Raw genomic sequence first — 18,116 nt, 5'->3', positions numbered from 1 at the left:
CGAGCTGTGACACCCCCGCTCTGACCTCCGGGCCCGGGTGCGCACTACCATCTCCCGCCATGGGGAGCGGGGACCACCACCACGGATTCGGAAGCGGGCGTTTCATGCGGCCCGCCGCCGTGGCGTGCGCCCTGGGCATCCTGCTGGCGGCGGCGCTGATGTGCGCGCAGGCGCAGGCGCGGACGGGTGCGGGGACGGAGCAGGGTACGGGTACGGGTACGGCCGCAGGAGCCGGGGCCCGTACGGCGGCGGCCGCCGGGGCGCACGGGACCGTGCACGGCCCCGCCCGGACCCGGGCCGCGGACCGGCCCCCGTACCTCTGCCCCGCCGGACTGCCCGGCTGCTCCGGGCTCTCCCACCGCACGCCCGCCGTCCTCACCGTCCCGCCGCCCGCGGCGGCCGCGGCCGCGCTGCCCGTACCGGCTCCGCAGGTCCGCCCCGAGGGCCGGCCGCTGCCCCCGCAGCCGCCCGCCCGCGCCCCCGACCTGCATGTCCTTCAAGTACTGCGGACCTGAGGGTCCGCGCCGTACCGCCCGCTCACCCCCACGCCATCCGAGAAGGACAAGGACAACAGCAGCCATGGCCACGAAGCCTGCCAAGACCACCAACGCCTCCCGTCAGGAGCGCATAGCCGAGATGCGGCGGGCCGAGCAGTCGCGCGACCGCCGCAACAAGATCATCGCGATCACCGCCTCCGTGGCCGTCGTCGCCGGTCTCGTCGGCTTCGGCGCGTACGTGCTCAACAAGGAGAACGCGAAGCAGGCCGCCGAGGAGCGGCTGGCGAAGCAGCCCGTGAAGGACGAGCAGGTCTGGGACGCGAAGAAGCTCGGCCGCAACCACGTCGCGACCCCCGTCTCGTACCCGATGAAGCCCCCGGTCGGCGGCGACCACCACCAGGTGTGGGCGAACTGCGACGGAGACGTCTACAAGAAGCCGCTCGCCAACGAGAACGCCGTCCACTCCCTGGAGCACGGCGCGGTCTGGATCACGTACAGCGACAAGGCCCCCGCCGACCAGGTGAAGAAGCTGGAGGAGAAGGTCTCCAAGACCCCGTACACGCTGATCAGCCCGGTCAAGGACCAGAAGGGCGCGATCATGCTGAGCGCCTGGGGCAAGCAGGTCACGGTGGACGGCGCCGACGACGAGCGCGTGGAGCAGTTCCTCACCAAGTACGTGCAGGGCCCGCAGACCCCCGAGCCGGGCGCGGCGTGCACGGGCGGCGTGGGCCCCCAGTGAACCGCACGTACGGAGTGGCCGCCGGCGCGGTCCTGACCGCCCTGGTCTTCGCCGGGACCGCCGTGGTCACGGCGAGCGGTTCGGAGCCCGCGCCGCGGCATCCGGACGCCGCGTCCGCCGACGCGGGCTTCGCCCGGGACATGTCGGTGCACCACCAGCAGGCCGTGGAGATGTCCTTCATCGTCCGCGACCGCACGCAGGACGCGGACGTCCGGCGCCTCGCCTACGACATCGCCAACACCCAGGCCAACCAGCGCGGCATGATGCTGGGCTGGCTGGACGTGTGGGGGCTGCCGAAGGTGGACGCGGGACGGGAGCCGATGGCCTGGATGGGCCACGGTTCCCCGGCGGCTGCCGGGGACGGCGGCGGGCACGGGAGCGGCCACGGCGAGTCCGGTGGGCACGGTGAGTCCGGTGGGCACGAGGAGTCCGGCGGGCACGGTGAATCGGGCGGCGCCGGCGGTTCCGGGATGCGTACGCCGACCAAGCCCGGCGCGCTCATGCCCGGCATGGCCACCAAGGCGGACCTGGCCGCCCTCGGCAAGGCCGGGGGCAGGGCCGCCGAGGTCATGTACCTCCAGCTCATGACCGACCACCACAAGGGCGGGGTCGAGATGGCCGAGGCCTGCGTGCAGCAGTGCACCGACCCGCTCCAGCGCGACCTGGCCCGCGGGATGGTCGAGGGCCAGGAGTCCGAGCTGGACCTGATGGCCCGGATGCTGAAGGCCCGCGGGGCGGCTCCGCGCTCCTGAGGGTCCTCCTGCGCACGCGCGCAGGACGACGGCGGCACGGGGCCGTACGGGTTCACCCGTACGGCCCCGTGCGTTCGCGCCCTCCGAACGGGCGAACCACGATGAGGGTCGCCCAGGATTCCCCGATCCCCAGGAGGTACGCGCGATGACCACAGCCGGAGAGATCATGCACGAGGGAGCCCAGTGGATCCCGGCCGGCGAGACGCTGGACCGGGCGGCCCAGCTGATGGCCCGGCTCAACGTGGGTGCGCTGCCGATCAGCGACGAGAACGAGCGGCTGTGCGGCATCCTCACCGACCGGGACATCGTGGTCGGCTGCGTGGCCAAGGGCCACGACCCTTCGAAGGTGACGGCCGGCGACATGGCCAAGGGCACCCCGCGCTGGATCGACGCCGGTGCGGGGGTCGAAGAGGTGCTGGCGGAGATGCAGACCCACCAGATCCGGCGGCTCCCGGTGATCAGGGACAAGCGGCTGGTCGGCATGATCAGCGAGGCCGACCTCGCCCGGCACCTCACCGAGGAGCAGATCGCCGGCTGGGCGGAGGCGGTCTACGCCCGCGGCTGACCGGCGGGCCGGGGGTTCCGGGGGTCCCGGGGGTTAGACCATGCCTCCCGGACCCGGACCCGGCAGCGGCGCTGTCAGGACCGCCCGTGCGACCTCGTGCGGGCGGTCCGCCATGACCAGGTGACCCGCGGGCGCGGCCACCTCGAAGCGGGCGCCGAGCAGGTCGGCGAGGCCCGCCTGGCGGGCGAGCCAGCGCAGTTCGCGGGGCCGGGCGCTCGCGTCGTACGCGGCGAGGACGGTGGCGGGGGCGCGCAGCGGGTGCCGGGTGCGCAGGGCGAGCAGTCCGGCGGCGGTGTCGGGGTAGCGGGCGTTCTCCAGCAGGGCTCCGCGCCACACCCGGCCGGTGCGGTAGCAGCGGCGTACGAGCGCGCGCGGGGCGCGGTCGGCTCCCCCGGTCCGGGTGGTCCGCGATCCGCGGGCGGAGGCCCGGCGGACGGCCGGGCCGAGGGCGGCGGGCAGCCCGGCGGCGGTCAGCAGCCGGCCCAGGGCCCCGGCCGCGGCGGTACGGGCGGCGGGGGGCAGCAGCGGGGTACGGGGGTCCTCCTCGATGCTGCCGTCGACGAGGACCAGCGCCGCGGTCCGCGCGGGGTGGAGGCGGGCGAAGGCCTCGGCGTGGAACCCGGCGATCGAGTGCCCGGCCACGGTGACGGGGCCGGTCAGCCCCAGCGCGTCGAGCACGCCTGCGATCCGGTCCGCCTCGGCGGCCGCGGAGCCGCCCGGCGGCGGGGCGGCTGCGGGCGGGGGCAGGGCGCTGAGGCCGTGGCCGGGGCGGTCGAAGCGGACGACCGTGCGGTGCGGGGCCAGCAGGGCGGCGACGGGGTCCCAGTCGAACCAGCACAGCCCCAGCCCGGCGCTGAGCACGCAGACCGGGCCCGACCCCTCGACGCGCACGTGCAGCGCGGTGCCGTCGATGCGCAGGAAGCCGTCGTACCCGGGGGCGGGGCCGTACCCGGGGGCGGTCACGTCGTGCGGCGTTCGCGGAAGATCGCGTACGACAGGAGGCCCAGCCAGACGGCGACCAGGAGCACCTGGAGGCGCTGGCCGGCGCCGAGGGCCCAGGTGCCGCGGCCGGCGCTGAACATCGCGATGGCGGCCAGGGTCCAGACGGTGGCGGCGAGTTCCACGGCGACGAGGTACGGGCCGGTCCGGGCCACCGGCGGCCACCAGCCGTACCGGCGGGCGGCGACCGTCAGCGCGACGATGCCGAGCAGGGCCCCGCACATGGCGAGGCTCGAACTGACCGCGTGCGCCTGGTGCGTGGCCGGGACCAGGCCGGCCGTCTCGCGGGCGGCGCACTCCGGGTCCACGGTGGGCTTGCAGCTGAGCGGCAGCCAGGCGTCGGCGGCGGTCGCGGCCCCGAAGAGCGCGAGCCCGCCCCAGCCGGCGAGGGCCCACGGGCGGCGGACGGCGGGGGTGCGGAGGGTCCGTACGAGGGCCAGGGCGGCCCCGGCGAGGACGAGCAGCCCGGCGGTGAAGTCGGTGGCCCGGAAGAGGCCGCCCAGCGGCTGGTCCTGGGCGGCGAGCTCGCTGACGTACGTCTCGATGGGGTTGAGGCCGGTGGCGAGGACGACCTCGAGCACCCAGGCGGTGTACGTGGCGGCGCCGAGGCCGATGAGGGCGGCGGTGGGCCGCGTACCGATCGTGGGCATAGTGGGACGCATCCTACGCAACCGCCTTGCGGCGGCCCGCGGGCCCCTGCCTCCACCTGCCCTTGCAGACGCACGCCGCCCCGTTTCCGTTGCCTCCACCACCGACCACCCGCTGCGCGGGGCCTGTTCCCCTACCCGCCCCTTCCCGAACTGGGGCTCCGCCCCAGACCCCGCGCCTCAAACGCCGGCGAGGCTGGAAAATGCCGCTGAGCGGGACATTGCAGCGAACCGCAGCACAATCCAGCCCGCGCGGCGTTTGAGCGCACCGGGCGCGGAGCGCACGGAACCGGGGTCCGGGGCGGAGCCCCGAAAACCAGCCCCGCCGGCGCTTGAGGCGCGGGGCCCGGGGCGGAGCCCCGAAAACGCCCACCCACCCGCACCCGACCCATCCACCCCGGCCACCCCCAGCCCCGCCGGCGCTTGTGGCGCGGGGGTGTGGGGGCGGAGCCCCTGCTTTCGGGAAGGGGCGGGGTGGGGGAAAAGGCCCCGCGCAGCGGACGGAGTCCGGCGGGCGGGGGACATTGCGTCAGAGAGACGATTAGAGTGGCCTCGTGCCTCAACTACGCCTCGCGCTGAATCAGATCGACTCCCACGTCGGCGACATCGCCGCGAACTGCGACTCGGTCGTCCACTGGACCCGGCACGCCGCCGACCAGGGGGCCCACCTGGTGGCGTTCCCCGAGATGGTGCTGACCGGCTACCCCGTCGAGGACCTCGCACTGCGCGCGTCCTTCGTCGAGGGCTCCCGCTCCGCCCTGCACGCCCTCGCCGGCCGCCTCGCGGCCGAAGGGCTCGGGGAGGTCCCCGTGGTCCTCGGCTACCTCGACCGCTCGGACGCCGACCGCCCCCGCCTCGGCCGCCCCGCCGGCTCCCCGCAGAACGCGGGCGCGGTCCTGCACCGCGGCGCGGTCGTCCTGCGCTTCGCCAAGCACCACCTGCCGAACTACGGGGTGTTCGACGAGTTCCGGTACTTCGTGCCGGGCGACACCCAGCCGGTCGTCCGCGTGCACGGCGTGGACGTGGCCCTCGCCATCTGCGAGGACCTCTGGCAGGACGGCGGCCGCGTCCCGGCCACCCGCGCCGCCGGTGCGGGCCTGCTGGTCTCCCTCAACGCCTCCCCTTACGAGCGCAACAAGGACGACGTACGCCTCGAACTGGTCCGCAAGCGGGCCCAGGAGGCCGGCTGCGCCCTCGCGTACGTGGCGATGACCGGCGGCCAGGACGAGCTGGTCTTCGACGGGGACTCGATCGTCGTGGACAAGGACGGCGGGGTGATCGCCCGGGCCCCGCAGTTCGCCGAGGGCTGCGTCCTGGTCGACCTCGACCTGCCCGCCGCCGCCGCGGACCCGGACGACACCGGCAGCCCGGTGGACGACGGGCTGCGCATCGACCGCGTCGTGCTCTCCGCCGATCCGCTGCCGCCCTACGAGCCCGTGGTCACCGGCGGGTACGCCGACCGCCTGGAGGACGATGCGGAGGTGTACGAGGCGCTGGTCACGGGCCTGCGCGCGTACGTCCGCAAGAACGGCTTCCGGTCCGTCCTGATCGGGCTCTCCGGCGGCATCGACTCGGCGCTCGTGGCGGCCGTGGCCTGCGACGCCCTGGGCCCGGCGAACGTGCACGGCATCTCGATGCCCTCGAAGTACTCCTCGGAGCACTCGCGCGGGGACGCGGCCGAACTGGCCCGGCGCACCGGGCTGCACCTGCGCACGGTCCCCATCGCCCCCATGTTCGACGCGTACATGGGCGCCCTCGGCCTGACCGGCCTCGCCGAGGAGAACCTCCAGTCCCGGCTGCGCGGCACCCTGCTGATGGCCGTCTCCAACCAGGAGGGCCACCTCGTCCTGGCCCCGGGCAACAAGTCCGAGCTGGCGGTGGGCTACTCCACCCTGTACGGGGACTCCGTCGGCGCGTACGGGCCGATCAAGGACGTGTACAAGTCGGACGTCTTCCGGCTGGCCCGCTGGCGCAACCGGGCCGCCGCCGAGCGCGGCGAGGTCCCGCCGATCCCGGAGAACTCGATCTCCAAGCCGCCGAGCGCCGAGCTGCGGCCGGGCCAGGTGGACACGGACTCGCTGCCGGACTACCCGGTGCTGGACGCCGTACTGGACCTGTACGTGGACCGCGACCAGGGGCTGGAGCAGATCGTGGCGGCCGGGTTCGACCGGGAGCTGGTGGCCCGGACCCTGCGGATGGTGGACACCGCGGAGTACAAGCGGCGCCAGTACCCGCCGGGTACGAAGATCTCCGCGAAGGGCTTCGGGAAGGACCGCCGGCTGCCGGTGACGAACGGCTGGCGCGAGGGGGCGTAGCCGGCGGGAGGCGGGGCCGGGTCGCGGGCGCCCGCCCGGCGGCCCCGGCCCGCTACTCCACGGTCAGCAGGGCCCCGATCGGCAGGTGGTCGCTGCCCGTGCGCGGCAGGGTCCAGGAGGCCTCGGGGGTGATCCCGCGGACCATGATCTGGTCGATCCGGGCCATCGGGAACTGCGCGGGCCAGGTGAAGCCGAAGCCGTCGCCCGCCGCGCCCTGCGTGGAGCGCATCTGGGAGGTCACCGGGGACAGCGCGCGGTCGTTCATGGTGCCGTTGAGGTCGCCGAGGAGGACGACCCGCTCCAGGGGCTCGGCGGCGAGGGCGTGGCCGAGGGCGTCGGCGCTGTTGTCGCGCTGGTTGGCGGTGAAGCCGGCGTTGAGCTTGACCCGTACGGAGGGCAGGTGGGCGACGTACACGGCCACCGGGCCCTCCGGGGTGGTGACCGTGGTGCGCATGGCGCGGGTCCAGCCCATCTTGATGTCCACGGGCCCGGAGGCCCGCAGCGGGTACTTGCTCCAGACGCCGACGGTGCCCTCGACGGAGTGGTACTTGTACGTCTTCCCCAGGACCCGCGAGTAGACCGGTACGGCGCCCGCCTTCAGCTCGGTGAGCGCGAGCACGTCGGCCCCGAACTCCGCGATCCTGGCGGCGGTGCCCTGCTGGTCGGGGTTGTCGGCGTCCACGTTGTGCGTGGCGACGGTGAGGTTGCCGCCCGCTCCGGACTTGTCGGTGACCAGCCCGCCGAAGAAGCTCACCCACACGGCGGCGAGCACCCCGACGGCGATCACCGCGGTCGCGGAGCGGCGCAGCAGACCGATGCCGAGGAGGACCGGCACGAACAGGCCGAACCAGGGCAGGAAGGTCTCGATGAGGCTGCCCAGGTTGCCCACGGTGTTCGGGAGCTGGGCGTGGAAGACCATCACGAGGGCGATCAGCGCCGCCACGGCGCCGGTGACGATCCCGCGGCGCCAGATGCCGGGGTCGCGGCGCAGCTCGGCGAACCGGCGCCGGATGCGGGATCCGGTGGGCTCGTCTCCCGAGCCGCCGTTCCCCGTCTCCGTCATGTACGCCTGTGCCATGCCACTGTCCTCACTGCCTTGCCTGCGCACCGTCCCGCCCCTCGACCCTAGGCGATGATCAGCGCCTTGCGTGCCGTCCTGCACGGCCGTTCGGCCACGAGGACGGATCATGTGGTGAATGCGGTTCCTCTTGTAACGAAACGCGCATATTCGAGCGGCTCCGCACGGATGTGCCCCCCGCGTACGAGCCCGCGCGCCGCCCGCCGCTCCTTCGCCTTCCCGCTTTCGCCCCCGAGGTGCCACCATGGGTGGTGAGTCCGGGGACGCCGTCAGGGTGCCTCGAGATGACGAAGGAGCTTTGCAATGACGCATGCCGTTTCGCCTGCCCGCGAAGCCGGTACCAGTGGCTCTTCCCTCTACGGAGGGGTGACGAACCGCCGCCTCACGATCCGCGACCTGGGATCCGCCAAGGAGCGCGGCGAGAAGTGGGCGATGCTGACCGCCTACGACGCGATGACCGCCTCCGTGTTCGACGAGTCCGGGATCCCCGTGATCCTGGTCGGCGACTCCATGGGCAACTGTCACCTGGGCTACGACACGACCGTCCCGGTGACGCTCGACGAGATGACCCTGCTGTCCGCCGCCGTGGTCCGGGGCACCAAGCGCTCCCTGATCGTCGGGGACCTGCCCTTCGGCTCGTACCAGGAGGGGCCCGTACAGGCCCTGCGCAGTGCGACGCGCCTGGTCAAGGAGGCGGGGGTGGGTGCCGTCAAGCTGGAGGGCGGTGAGCGCTCGCTGCGCCAGACCGAGCTGATCGTCGAGTCCGGGATCCCGGTCATGTCCCACCTGGGCCTGACCCCGCAGTCCGTGAACGCCATGGGCTACCGGGTGCAGGGCCGCTCCGACGAGGACGCGCACCGCCTGCTGCGGGACGCGAAGGCCGCGCAGGACGCGGGCGCCTTCGCGGTGGTCCTGGAGCTGGTGCCGGCCGAGCTGGCCGCCGAGGTGACCCGCTCGCTGCACATCCCGACCGTCGGCATCGGCGCGGGCGCGGACTGCGACGCGCAGGTGCTGGTGTGGACGGACATGATGGGGCTGACCGCCGGGAAGCTGCCGCGCTTCGTGAAGCAGTACGCGAACCTCCGCCAGACCATGGGCGACGCCGCGAAGGCCTTCGCGCAGGACGTGCGGGGCGGATCGTTCCCGCAGGAGGAGCACAGCTTCCACTGAGCCGCACTCGGAGTGTGCCGGGGTCTGCTGGACTCAGCCGGAGCCCGTCCCCTCATGGGGCGGGCTCCGGCCCGTTCCGGGAGGCCGTACGCCCGGTCGTCTGCGGGCTGTCGGCGGGCTGTCGGCAGTCTGTAGGGGCGTTGTCAGTGGCGGGTGCTCTCCTTGGGGGCATGACGCGAATCGAAGAGAACCCCGGCGGCGGCCTCGCCGTGGAGGTCCGGGGTCTGGTCAAGCACTACGGCGAGACCAAGGCCCTGGACGGAGTGGACCTCGACGTCCGCGAGGGCACGGTCCTCGGGGTGCTGGGGCCCAACGGGGCCGGCAAGACCACCCTGGTGCGCTGCCTGTCCACGCTGATCACCCCGGACGCCGGGCGCGCCGTCGTCGCCGGGTACGACGTGGTCCGCCAGCCCCGCCAGCTGCGCCGCTCCATCGGCCTGACCGGCCAGTACGCCTCCGTGGACGAGCGGCTGTCGGGCTGGGAGAACCTGTACATGATCGGGCGGCTGCTCGACCTCTCCCGCAAGGACGCCCGCCGCCGCGCGGACGAGATGCTGGAGCGCTTCTCCCTGACCGACGCGGCGAAGAAGGTCTCCGGGATGTACTCCGGCGGCATGCGGCGCCGGCTGGACCTCGCGGCCTCCCTGATCGGGAACCCGGCCGTGATCTACCTGGACGAGCCCACCACCGGCCTCGACCCGCGCACGCGCAACGAGGTCTGGGACGAGGTGCACCGCCTGGTGGCCGAGGGCGCGACCGTCCTGCTGACCACGCAGTACATGGAGGAGGCCGAGCAGCTCGCCAGCGAGCTGACGGTCATCGACCGCGGCAAGGTCATCGCCAGCGGCAAGGTGGACGAGCTGAAGGCCCGCGTGGGCGGCCGCACCCTGCGGGTGCGCCCGGCCGCGGCCTCCGACCTGCCGGACATGGCCCGTGCGCTCGCCGAGGCCGGCCTGGACGGGCCCGCCGGCTCGCAGGCCGTCCCGGACGACGGGACGCTGCTGGTCCCCATCCTCAGCGACGAGCAGCTGACGGCCGTCGTCGGCCTGCTGGCCGCCCGCGGGTACGGCATCGCCGACGTGAGCACGTACCTGCCCAGCCTGGACGAGGTCTTCCTCTCCATCACCGGCCAGCGGCCGGCCTCCGAGGAGACCGCCCGCACCGAAGAGACCGAGGAGGTCGCGGCATGAGCACCGTCACCACGAAGCCCGCCGGAAGCCCCGCCGCGACCGCCGGCGCGGCCCGCCCGGCCCCGGCCGGCGAGGGCCGGATCGGCCTGCGGGCCAACCTGCGCCACATCGGCGCCCTGTCCCGGCGCAACGCGCTGCAGATCAAGGCGAACCCGGAGTCCATCTTCGAGGTCGTCCTGATGCCCATCGTCTTCATCCTGCTGTTCGTGTACGTCTTCGGTGGCGCGATCGCGGGCAAGGGCAACCAGGACGCGTACGTCAACTACCTCGTGCCCGGCATGATGGCGATGATGGGCCTGAACATCGCCATGGCGGTGGGCACGGGCGTGAACGAGGACTTCCAGAAGGGCGTGATGGACCGGTTCCGGTCCATGCCGATCGCCCGCTCCTCGGTCCTCATCGCGAAGATCGTGGTCGAGATCGGCCGGATGCTGATCGCCACGGCCATCCTGCTCGGCATGGGCTTCCTGCTGGGCCTGGAGATCAAGACCTCGGTGCTGGACCTGTTCGCCGCGGTCGGCCTGTCCATGGTGTTCGGCGCCTCGCTGATGTGGATCTTCATCCTGCTCGGCCTGACGATGAAGACCGCCCAGGCGGTCCAGGGCGTGGCGATGCTGGTCCTGATGCCGCTCCAGTTCGGCAGCTCGATCTTCAGCCCGCCCTCCTCGATGCCGGGCTGGCTCCAGAGCTTCACGGACTACAACCCGCTGTCCAACCTGGCCGACGCGGCCCGCAACCTCATCAACGGCGGTCCGGTCGCCCACTCCGTGTGGATGACCCTCGGCTGGACGGTGCTGATCACGGCGGTGACGGCCCCGCTCGCCATCCGCAAGTTCCGCAAGAAGACCTGACGGGCGGCCGCCGCCCCGGTCACACCAGGGCGGCGGCCTCCTCCAGCGTGAGGCCGCCGCCCTCGGCGTACGCCTGGCGGTACGCGGCCTCCCCGAGCGCCGCCTCGGCCAGGGCCGCCGCCCGGGCGTAGGCCTCCCGCTCGGTGGTGACGGCGAAGTGCGCCGGGGGCAGCAGGGCCCGGTAGGCGCCCAGCAGCCGGGCCGCGTCCCGGACCTGCTGCTCCCCGCCGAGCCCGGCCAGCGCGTCGGCCGCGTTCAGCAGGCACATGACGGGCATCTGGGGGGCGACGATGCACACCAGCGGGTCCCCGGCGCTCTCCAGGGCCCCGCGCGCCGCCTCCAGGGCCTGCTCGTGGTTCCCGGCCAGATTGTCGATCCAGGCCAGGGTGCCGAGCAGGAAGCCGTCGAAGATGGCGTACGCGCCGAAGGCGAACTCCTCACGCAGGCGCTGGAGGTGCTCGCGCCCCTCGGCGACCCGGCCGGTGCGGGCCAGCCGGACGGCGAGGAAGATCCGGGCGATCGGCATGGCCTCGTTGCCGAACTGCCTCACGGCGTTCACGACCTCCCAGAGGATCTCCTCCGCCTCCTCGCCCTCGCCGTTCTCGGCGAGCACCCCGGCCAGCCGGACCCGTAGCACGGTCACCTGGGCCTCGGCGCCCAGCTTGCGGGCGTACCCGACGGCGGCCCGGAAGTCGGCGGCGGCCCCCGGGTACTCGCCCGCCCGCTCCCGGGCCTCGCCGCGGGCCGACAGGGCCTCGGCGCAGCCCCAGTCGTCGCCCAGCGCCTCGAAGAGGGCGAGGCTCTCCTCGGCGTCCCGGGTCGCGTCCCCGGCCAGTTCGGGGAGGTTGGCGCGGACGTTGGCCCGCAGCTGGAGGATCATGGCGAGGTCCCAGGTCCGGCCGAGCTCCCGGCAGGCGGCGACGGTGCCGTCGAGCAGTTCGGCGAGCAGCCCGCTGCGCCCCGAGATCATCACGGCGTAGATCCACAGCCCCCCGGGGAAGGAGCAGGTCTGGGGCAGGCCCGGCCGGTAGGCGGCGACCATCCCCTCGATGCGCGCGTCGAACTCGGGGGTCTTCCACTCGGCGGTGGACTGGTCCACGGAGGCCAGCTGCATCAGCCGGATCCCGCGGCGGCCCTCGGTCAGCAGCTCGCCGGTGTACGGCGGGGGCGTGTCCACGATCCGCTCCAGGATCGGGGGCGCGGGGGCGGCCGGGGCCGCGAAGGGGTCGGGGCCCAGCTCGGCGGCCACGCTCGACCAGTGCCGGGCCTCGGAGCGGAGGTCGTCGACGTACCAGTACCAGCACAGGGCGTGCAGCATGCACATCACCTCCTGCTCGGCGCCCGCGGCGGCGGCCCGGCGCAGGGCGGTGCGCAGGTTCTCGTGCTCGGCGCGCAGGGTGCGGGTGGTGGCGCGCTGGGTGCGGCCGCGCAGGAGGGGTTCGCTGCGGCGGGCGAGTTCGCGGTAGTGGACGAGGTGGCGCTGCTCGGCGGCGGCCCGGGCGGCGCCGGGTCCCCCGCTTTCCGCCCCGCCGTCCGTACCCGCCTCCGCCGCGGATTCGGCCAGGCGCTCGGCGGCGTACTCGGCGACGGTCTCCAGGAGCCGGTAGCGCATCCCGTCGGACTCGGCGGGCCCGGCCGCGGCGACGACCAGGGACTTGTCCACGAGCGAACCGAGCACGTCGGCCACGTCGAGCGGGTCGAGGAGCTTCCCGTCGGCGCACACGGCCTCGGCGGCGGCGAGGTCGCAGCCGCCCGCGAAGACCGACAGGCGGGCGAGCACGGCCCGTTCGGACTCGTCCAGCAGGTCCCAGGACCAGTCCACGACGGCCCGCAGGGTCTGCTGGCGGGGCAGCACGGTCCGGCTGCCGCTGGTGAGCAGCCGGAACCGGTCGTCGAGGCGGTCGGCGATCTGGCGCGGGGTCAGCAGCCGCAGCCGGGCGGCGGCCAGTTCGATGGCGAGGGGCAGCCCGTCGAGCCGTCGGCAGATCTCGGCCGCCGCGGCGGCGGCGTCGGGTCCGGCGGCCGCGGGGTCGACGCTGAACCCGGGGCGGGCGGCGGCCCCGCGGTCGGCGAGCAGCCGCAGGGCCATCGGGGCGGGCAGCGGGCCGACCGGGCGCAGGGTCTCACCGGGTACGCCGAGGGGTTCGCGGCTGGTCGCGAGGATCTGTACGCCGGGGCAGGCGGCGAGGAGCTCCTCGGCGAGCCGGGCGGCGGCGCCGATGACGTGCTCGCAGTTGTCGAGGATCAGGAGCATCCGGCGGCGGGCGCAGTAGTCGACCAGCCGGGCGAGGGGGTCGTCGCCGTGCCGGTCGGTGAGGGCCCGCAGCTCCTCGCTCGCCGCACCGCGGCGGCTGCGGAAGCCGAGCGCGGTGATCACGGCCTCGGGCACGTCCTGCGGATCGTCCACCGGCGCGAGCTCGGCCAGCCAGACCCCGTCGGCCCAGTCGGGGGCGGGGACGGCGGGGACGACGGCGGCGGGGACGGCAGACGGGGGTGCGGGCGGGGCCGGGTACGGGACCGCGTCCGCACCCCGGCCGGGCCCGGCGGGCCCGCCCGGGACGGCGGACGGGCCGGTGCCCGCAGCGCCGGCCGGGGCCGCCGCGTGAGCGGCGCCTGCGATGCCGGCGGTCCCCGCGGCACCCGCGGTCCCGGCCGCGCGGGCGACACCGGCCGCGCTGAAGGGGCCGGCGATCCCCGCGGTGCCGGCCAGGGCCTCGGCGGCCTCCTGGGACAGGCGGGTCTTGCCCGCACCCCCGGGGCCGAGCAGGGTCACCAGTCGGGCCCGGCGCAGGTCCTCCCCGATGACGGCGATATCGGCCTCGCGCCCGACGAAGGTGGTCAGCCGGGCCCGCAGGTTCCCCCGCGCGGCCGCCTCCCCCTCCGCTTCCGCGCCGGGTACGGGCCGCCCGGCCGTCGCCCCGCCCGCCGGATCCGCGGACCCGCGGACGGCGGCGGACGGCTCCTCAGACCCGTCCCGGGCCCCGGCCCCGGGCGCGGCGGCCCCCCGGTGCGGGGCAGGGCCGTGCCCGGCCCGCCGGGCGTCCCCGGCCTCCCGGCCCTCCCCGCTCTCCGCCTCCGGCTCCGCGGGGTTCAGCAGTTCGGTGTGGAGGCTGCGCAGGGCCGGGCCGGGGTCGGTGCCGAGGCGGTCGGCGAGCTCCGACCGTACGGACTCGTAGGCGTGCAGGGCCTCGGCGGGCCTGCCCGCGTCCCGCAGGGCCCTGATCCGCAGTACCTGGAGGGGTTCGTCGAGGGGGTGCTCGGCGCACAGCGCGGTCAGCTCGGGCAGCACCCGCGCCGGTTCGCCCGCCGCGAGCCGGGCCGCGAGCCGCCCCCGGCGGGCGTCGTGCCGTACCGCGTCCCAGCGGGCCGCGGCCGCGGCCCGGTCGGGCAGGTCGGCGAGGGCGGGCCCGCGCCACAGCGCGAGCGCGTCCCCGTACAGCTCCGCGGCGCGCTCCGGGCGGCCCCCGGCCAGGGCCCGGGCCCCTTCGGCGGCGAGCCGCTCGAAGCGGAAGAGGTCCACGTCCTCGCGGTCGGCGGCGAGGCGGTAGCCGCCCCCGACGGATTCCACCGCCCCGCGCCCGATGGCCCGCCGGAGCCGGCCGACCAGCGCCTGCAGTGCGGCCGCGGCATCGGCCGGCGGGTCCCCGGCCCAGACCTCCTCGACGAGCGACTCCGCGGGGAGCGCCCGGCCGGGGCGGGCCGCGAGGGCGGTGAGGAGGGCGCGCAGGCGCGGCCCGCCGACGGGCAGGCTGCTGCCGTCGGTTCCGGTGACGTGGGTGGTGCCGAGGATCGCGTAACGCACCGATCCATTGTCACCGCAGCGCGCCGCTGGGCCGCTCGGTTAAATTCGGCGGCATGAGCGGCATGGATGACAGGGGCGGGACCGCCGGGCGGACGGCGCGGCGCGGGAGCGACCGGCGGGTGAGCCCCGTGTTCCTGGGGATCGTGGCGGTGATGGCCGTCACCGGCTGGGCGGTGTGGACGGGGTTCGCGTCGAGCACGGAGTTCGCCGTGTTCCTCTTCGTCACCTCGGCGTGGGTGGTCTCGCTGTGCCTGCACGAGTACGCGCACGCGCGCACCGCCCTGCACAGCGGGGACATCACGGTCGGCGCGAAGGGCTACCTGACGCTCAATCCGCTCGCCTACACGCACGCCCTGCTGAGCATCGTGCTGCCCGTGGTCTTCGTGATCATGGGCGGGATCGGCCTGCCGGGCGGGGCGGTGTTCATCGAGCGGGGCCGGATCCGGGGGCGCTGGAAGCACAGCCTGATCTCGGCCGCGGGCCCGCTGACCAACGTGCTCTTCGCCCTGGTCTGCACGGCGCCGTTCTGGCTGGGCACGCTGGACGGCGTACCGGCGCCGTTCCGCTACGCCCTGGCCTTCCTGGCTCTGCTCCAGGTCACGGCGGCGATCCTGAACTTCCTGCCGGTTCCGGGACTGGACGGCTACGGGGTGATCGAGCCCTGGCTGTCGTACCGCGTGCGCCGCCAGGTCGAGCCGTACGCGCCCTTCGGGCTGCTCGGCGTCTTCGTGGTCCTGCTGATCCCGGAGGTCAACGCGCTCTTCTTCGACGCGGTGTACGGGATCCTGGGCGCCCTCGGGGTCACGGAGCCGGAGGCGTACTGCGGGCGCAACCTCTACACCTTCTGGCAGTCGGCACACGAACTCTGCCTGGCCGGCCGCTGAGGCCGGCGGCCGGCCGGTCGGCCCGCGGGCCCGTCAGCCCGTGACGGACGGCCCCGCGGCCGCGGCCTTCGCGGCCTTCGCCTTGCGCAGGTAGTACCAGGCCATGTTCGAGGACAGGCCGGCGAGCAGCACCCACACGATCCCGAGGAAGCTGCCCTCCACGAAGGCGACGACCGCCGCGGCCACGGCAAGGGCACAGACGACGATGGCGAACACGGCGAGGCGGGGCATGGGGAAGGGCTCCTAGCGGGCGGACGGCTCAGTTCTGCCCTCCCAGTGTCCCCCATGCCCCGCAGGGATCCCGTAAAGGCCCCGGGATCCGCCTTCCGTCCCGAATGGATCCCCCTGTCGACATATCGGGCCGATATCCCGTTCCGGTGATCTCCTCCGCCCTTGGGCGTTACGGTTCCGACGGGGACGTAACGCACGTCACACTCCGCGGCCCGAATCACGCGAGTGGGGGATCATGCAGGAAATTCCGAAGGGCGCAAACGTAAGCCTGGACGCCCTGAGCGACAACGCAGAAGCGGTCGTCGTCAGCCTGAGCTGGACCAGCGCGTCGGGGGCCGGCGACGCCGACGTCTCGGTGCTGCTCCTGGCACCGGACGGCAAGGTGCGCAGTGAAGGCGACTTCTACTTCTACAACAACCCCGCGGCCGCCGACGGCAGCGTGCAGCTGCTCGGCAAGACGCCGACGGAGGACGGCGACGAGGACCGCATCAGTGTGGACCTCTCGGCCATGCCCCCCGATGTCGAGCGGGTCGTGATCGCCGCCAGCCAGTACGGCGGAGCCCGCTTCGGAGACCTCGAAGACCTCCGCATGACGGTTGCGGACCGGTCCGGTGAGGCCCTGCTCGGCTTCTCGATCCACGATGCGAGCGTGGAATCGGCCTTCATCTTCGGCGAGCTCTACCGCCGCGGCGGTACCTGGAAGTTCCGGGCCGTGGGCCAGGGCTACGAGACCGGGCTCGCTGGTCTGGCCACCGACTTCGGGATCACGGTCGTGGACGATGCCGACGCGGGCGAGCCCGACGGCTCGGACGGGCCTGAGGACGCGGTCATCGAGGCCGGCGCGCCGACCTCGGTGCTTCCCCCGGCAGGCGAGACGGGAACCTCTGCGCCCTCCGGCCCGAACGGCGCCCCCGCCGCGGCCACCAGCCCCGCCGGGACTCCCGCCCCGGCAGGGGCAGTGGCAGTGGCGGTGTCGGTAGGGGGGAAGGACACTGCCGCTGTCGTACCGGCGGCCGTGCCCGCGCAGACGCGGGGGCGCAATCCCCGGACCACCCGGAAGAAGATCACCCTGTCGCGTGCTGCCCCCAAGTCCCTGGCCGAGAACGAATCCTGGCGCCACGCCCTGCTCTTCCCCGCTCCCTCACTCAAGAGCGACCGGGACCGCGAAGTGCGGGCGACCTCGGTCCTCCTGTCCGTCATGGCCCAGGTGCCGGAGTTCGGCCGCCGCCTGACCGCGGGTTTCGGTGCCCCGGCGGGGCGGATGCAGACCTTCACCGAGGTCTCGCTGCCGCACGGGGACAGCCCCAGGCGGCCCGACGGGGTCATCCGGGTCGAGCGGGCGGGCAGGCTGTGGACCGCCCTGGTCGAGACGAAGACGAACGGGAGCGCGCTGAAGGCGGAGCAGCTCCAGCAGTACATGGACATAGCCGCCCGCCGCGGGTACGAGGCGGTCATCAGCGTCTCGAACGACGTCGCCCTCGAGGGCGCGCCGATGGTCAACGTCAAAGTAGACGGCCGGCGCAAGCACAAGGTCGGCCTCTGGCACATCTCCTGGGCCGAGGTGGCCCACCAGGCCCAGATGCTGATCCGGCACGAGGGCGTGGGCAATGCCGCGCACGCCTGGCTGCTCCAGGAGCTGCTCGCCTACCTGCAGCACGAGAACTCGGGATGCCACGGCTTCCAGAACATGGGCTCCGCCTGGGTCCCCGTACGCAGGGGAATCGAAGACGAGACCCTGGCCCAGGGCGACCCGCGCGCGGTCGAGGTCGTGGAGAACTGGGAGCGGCTCATCCGCCAGGTCTGCCTGCGCCTGGGCGGCGAGCTGGGCCAGAAGGCCCTGCCCGTACAGCGGTCGAGGAAGGGCAGCAGCCCATCGGCCCGGCGCATCGCCGCCGCGGAGCGCCTCTGCTCGGAAGGCCGGCTGTCCGCGGAGGTGCGGATCGACGGCACGAACAGCGTGATCACGGTGACGGCCGACCTCCGCACTGGCCGGCTCCGCACCTCGACCGACATCCCCGCGCCCGGCGGCTCGTACCCCCTGACCGCGGCCAAGCGGCTGGTCCGGGCGCTTGCCGACGCCCCCGCCGATCTGCACGTCCAGAGCCTGGTGGAGGCCGGAAACGGGCCGCGGGGCACCCTCGAGCGGCTGCGCCCCGAACCGGGCGACCTCCTGCCGAAGGACGGGGCTGCGATCACCGGGTTCCGGCTGACGCTGCTCAAGGGGATGGGCAATGCCCGCGGTACGTCCGAGTCCGGCTTCATCCGGAGCGTCGACGACGCGGTGGACCGCTTCTACCAGGGCGTCGTGGCGCATGTGGAGGCGGGGATCCGGCGGCCCGCCCGGCGGGGCTGAGCCCGGTCGGCGGCCTGCCGCAGGCAGGGTCCTGCGGCGGGCC

General features: G+C 74.2%; 15 protein-coding genes. 10 read left to right on the top strand and 5 right to left on the bottom strand.

Annotated elements, in window-relative coordinates:
- Window positions 1-59: 59 nt before the first annotated feature.
- The 4 genes from ACZ7JZ_RS04195 (at window position 60) to ACZ7JZ_RS04180 (ending at window position 2,553) form a co-directional block, all read left to right on the top strand.
- Window positions 60-515, top strand: a complete 456-nt coding sequence (locus ACZ7JZ_RS04195) for a hypothetical protein (RefSeq protein WP_470932971.1) — start codon at window positions 60-62, stop codon at window positions 513-515.
- A gap of 64 nt (window positions 516-579) precedes the next feature.
- The gene (locus tag ACZ7JZ_RS04190) at window positions 580-1,236 is read left to right on the top strand and encodes a DUF3105 domain-containing protein (protein WP_470932969.1); all 657 of its coding nucleotides are present in this window, start codon (window positions 580-582) and stop codon (window positions 1,234-1,236) included.
- Window positions 1,233-1,988, top strand: a complete 756-nt coding sequence (locus ACZ7JZ_RS04185) for a DUF305 domain-containing protein (protein WP_470932967.1) — start codon at window positions 1,233-1,235, stop codon at window positions 1,986-1,988. The genes ACZ7JZ_RS04190 and ACZ7JZ_RS04185 overlap by 4 nt, the downstream gene beginning before the upstream one ends.
- Before the next feature lie 145 nt (window positions 1,989-2,133).
- Window positions 2,134-2,553 carry a CBS domain-containing protein gene (locus ACZ7JZ_RS04180; RefSeq protein WP_470932965.1) on the top strand — a complete coding sequence of 140 codons (420 nt, stop codon included), beginning with the start codon at window positions 2,134-2,136 and terminating at the stop codon, window positions 2,551-2,553.
- A gap of 33 nt (window positions 2,554-2,586) precedes the next feature.
- On the opposite strand, the gene ACZ7JZ_RS04175 is transcribed toward ACZ7JZ_RS04180, so the two are convergent.
- Together ACZ7JZ_RS04175 and ACZ7JZ_RS04170 are read right to left on the bottom strand one after the other, a co-directional pair.
- Window positions 2,587-3,516, bottom strand: a complete 930-nt coding sequence (locus tag ACZ7JZ_RS04175) for an alpha/beta fold hydrolase (RefSeq protein WP_470932963.1) — start codon at window positions 3,514-3,516, stop codon at window positions 2,587-2,589.
- Entirely contained in the window at window positions 3,513-4,202 is a 690-nt protein-coding gene (locus ACZ7JZ_RS04170; protein WP_470932961.1) for a DUF998 domain-containing protein, read from the bottom strand. The genes ACZ7JZ_RS04175 and ACZ7JZ_RS04170 overlap by 4 nt, the downstream gene beginning before the upstream one ends.
- A gap of 551 nt (window positions 4,203-4,753) precedes the next feature.
- On the opposite strand from ACZ7JZ_RS04170, the gene ACZ7JZ_RS04165 reads away from it, so the two are divergent.
- Window positions 4,754-6,514: an NAD+ synthase gene (locus tag ACZ7JZ_RS04165; protein WP_470932959.1), complete on the top strand. Its 1,761-nt coding sequence runs from the start codon at window positions 4,754-4,756 to the stop codon at window positions 6,512-6,514.
- Between the two features lie 52 nt (window positions 6,515-6,566).
- Here the strand turns inward: ACZ7JZ_RS04165 and ACZ7JZ_RS04160 are convergent, their stop codons facing one another.
- Complete coding sequence (locus ACZ7JZ_RS04160; protein WP_470932957.1) at window positions 6,567-7,592, bottom strand: endonuclease/exonuclease/phosphatase family protein; 1,026 nt, start codon at window positions 7,590-7,592, stop codon at window positions 6,567-6,569.
- A gap of 303 nt (window positions 7,593-7,895) precedes the next feature.
- On the opposite strand from ACZ7JZ_RS04160, the gene panB reads away from it, so the two are divergent.
- From panB to ACZ7JZ_RS04145, 3 genes are all read left to right on the top strand, one after another.
- The gene (panB, locus tag ACZ7JZ_RS04155) at window positions 7,896-8,762 is read left to right on the top strand and encodes a 3-methyl-2-oxobutanoate hydroxymethyltransferase (protein WP_470932955.1); all 867 of its coding nucleotides are present in this window, start codon (window positions 7,896-7,898) and stop codon (window positions 8,760-8,762) included.
- 170 nt (window positions 8,763-8,932) lie between these two features.
- Complete coding sequence (locus ACZ7JZ_RS04150) at window positions 8,933-9,952, top strand: ATP-binding cassette domain-containing protein (RefSeq protein WP_470932953.1); 1,020 nt, start codon at window positions 8,933-8,935, stop codon at window positions 9,950-9,952.
- Window positions 9,949-10,803: an ABC transporter permease gene (locus tag ACZ7JZ_RS04145; protein ID WP_470932951.1), complete on the top strand. Its 855-nt coding sequence runs from the start codon at window positions 9,949-9,951 to the stop codon at window positions 10,801-10,803. The genes ACZ7JZ_RS04150 and ACZ7JZ_RS04145 overlap by 4 nt, the downstream gene beginning before the upstream one ends.
- Before the next feature lie 19 nt (window positions 10,804-10,822).
- On the opposite strand, the gene ACZ7JZ_RS04140 is transcribed toward ACZ7JZ_RS04145, so the two are convergent.
- A complete protein-coding gene (locus tag ACZ7JZ_RS04140; RefSeq protein ID WP_470932949.1) occupies window positions 10,823-14,605 on the bottom strand; it encodes an AfsR/SARP family transcriptional regulator in 3,783 nt (1,260 codons plus the stop codon).
- Between the two features lie 62 nt (window positions 14,606-14,667).
- Between ACZ7JZ_RS04140 and ACZ7JZ_RS04135 the strand changes: the two genes are divergently transcribed.
- A complete protein-coding gene (locus ACZ7JZ_RS04135; protein ID WP_470933391.1) occupies window positions 14,668-15,489 on the top strand; it encodes a site-2 protease family protein in 822 nt (273 codons plus the stop codon).
- 33 nt (window positions 15,490-15,522) lie between these two features.
- Here the strand turns inward: ACZ7JZ_RS04135 and ACZ7JZ_RS04130 are convergent, their stop codons facing one another.
- The gene (locus tag ACZ7JZ_RS04130; protein WP_470932947.1) at window positions 15,523-15,720 is read right to left on the bottom strand and encodes a hypothetical protein; all 198 of its coding nucleotides are present in this window, start codon (window positions 15,718-15,720) and stop codon (window positions 15,523-15,525) included.
- A gap of 235 nt (window positions 15,721-15,955) precedes the next feature.
- Between ACZ7JZ_RS04130 and ACZ7JZ_RS04125 the strand changes: the two genes are divergently transcribed.
- A complete protein-coding gene (locus ACZ7JZ_RS04125; protein ID WP_470932945.1) occupies window positions 15,956-18,073 on the top strand; it encodes a TerD family protein in 2,118 nt (705 codons plus the stop codon).
- The last annotated feature ends 43 nt before the right edge of the window (window positions 18,074-18,116 follow it).

Source organism: Streptomyces sp. NPDC038213 (genome assembly GCF_055600495.1).
This window is presented reverse-complemented; position numbering and strand designations above follow the sequence as displayed.

Coding starts and splice junctions, on each gene's coding strand:
- ACZ7JZ_RS04195 (WP_470932971.1), top strand. CDS start 60: ATGGGGAGCGGGGACCACCACCACGGATTCGGAAGCGGGCGTTTCATG.
- ACZ7JZ_RS04190 (WP_470932969.1), top strand. CDS start 580: ATGGCCACGAAGCCTGCCAAGACCACCAACGCCTCCCGTCAGGAGCGC.
- ACZ7JZ_RS04180 (WP_470932965.1), top strand. CDS start 2,134: ATGACCACAGCCGGAGAGATCATGCACGAGGGAGCCCAGTGGATCCCG.
- ACZ7JZ_RS04170 (WP_470932961.1), bottom strand. CDS start 4,202: ATGCCCACGATCGGTACGCGGCCCACCGCCGCCCTCATCGGCCTCGGC.
- ACZ7JZ_RS04160 (WP_470932957.1), bottom strand. CDS start 7,592: ATGGCACAGGCGTACATGACGGAGACGGGGAACGGCGGCTCGGGAGAC.
- panB (WP_470932955.1), top strand. CDS start 7,896: ATGACGCATGCCGTTTCGCCTGCCCGCGAAGCCGGTACCAGTGGCTCT.
- ACZ7JZ_RS04150 (WP_470932953.1), top strand. CDS start 8,933: ATGACGCGAATCGAAGAGAACCCCGGCGGCGGCCTCGCCGTGGAGGTC.
- ACZ7JZ_RS04145 (WP_470932951.1), top strand. CDS start 9,949: ATGAGCACCGTCACCACGAAGCCCGCCGGAAGCCCCGCCGCGACCGCC.
- ACZ7JZ_RS04135 (WP_470933391.1), top strand. CDS start 14,668: ATGGATGACAGGGGCGGGACCGCCGGGCGGACGGCGCGGCGCGGGAGC.
- ACZ7JZ_RS04130 (WP_470932947.1), bottom strand. CDS start 15,720: ATGCCCCGCCTCGCCGTGTTCGCCATCGTCGTCTGTGCCCTTGCCGTG.
- ACZ7JZ_RS04125 (WP_470932945.1), top strand. CDS start 15,956: ATGCAGGAAATTCCGAAGGGCGCAAACGTAAGCCTGGACGCCCTGAGC.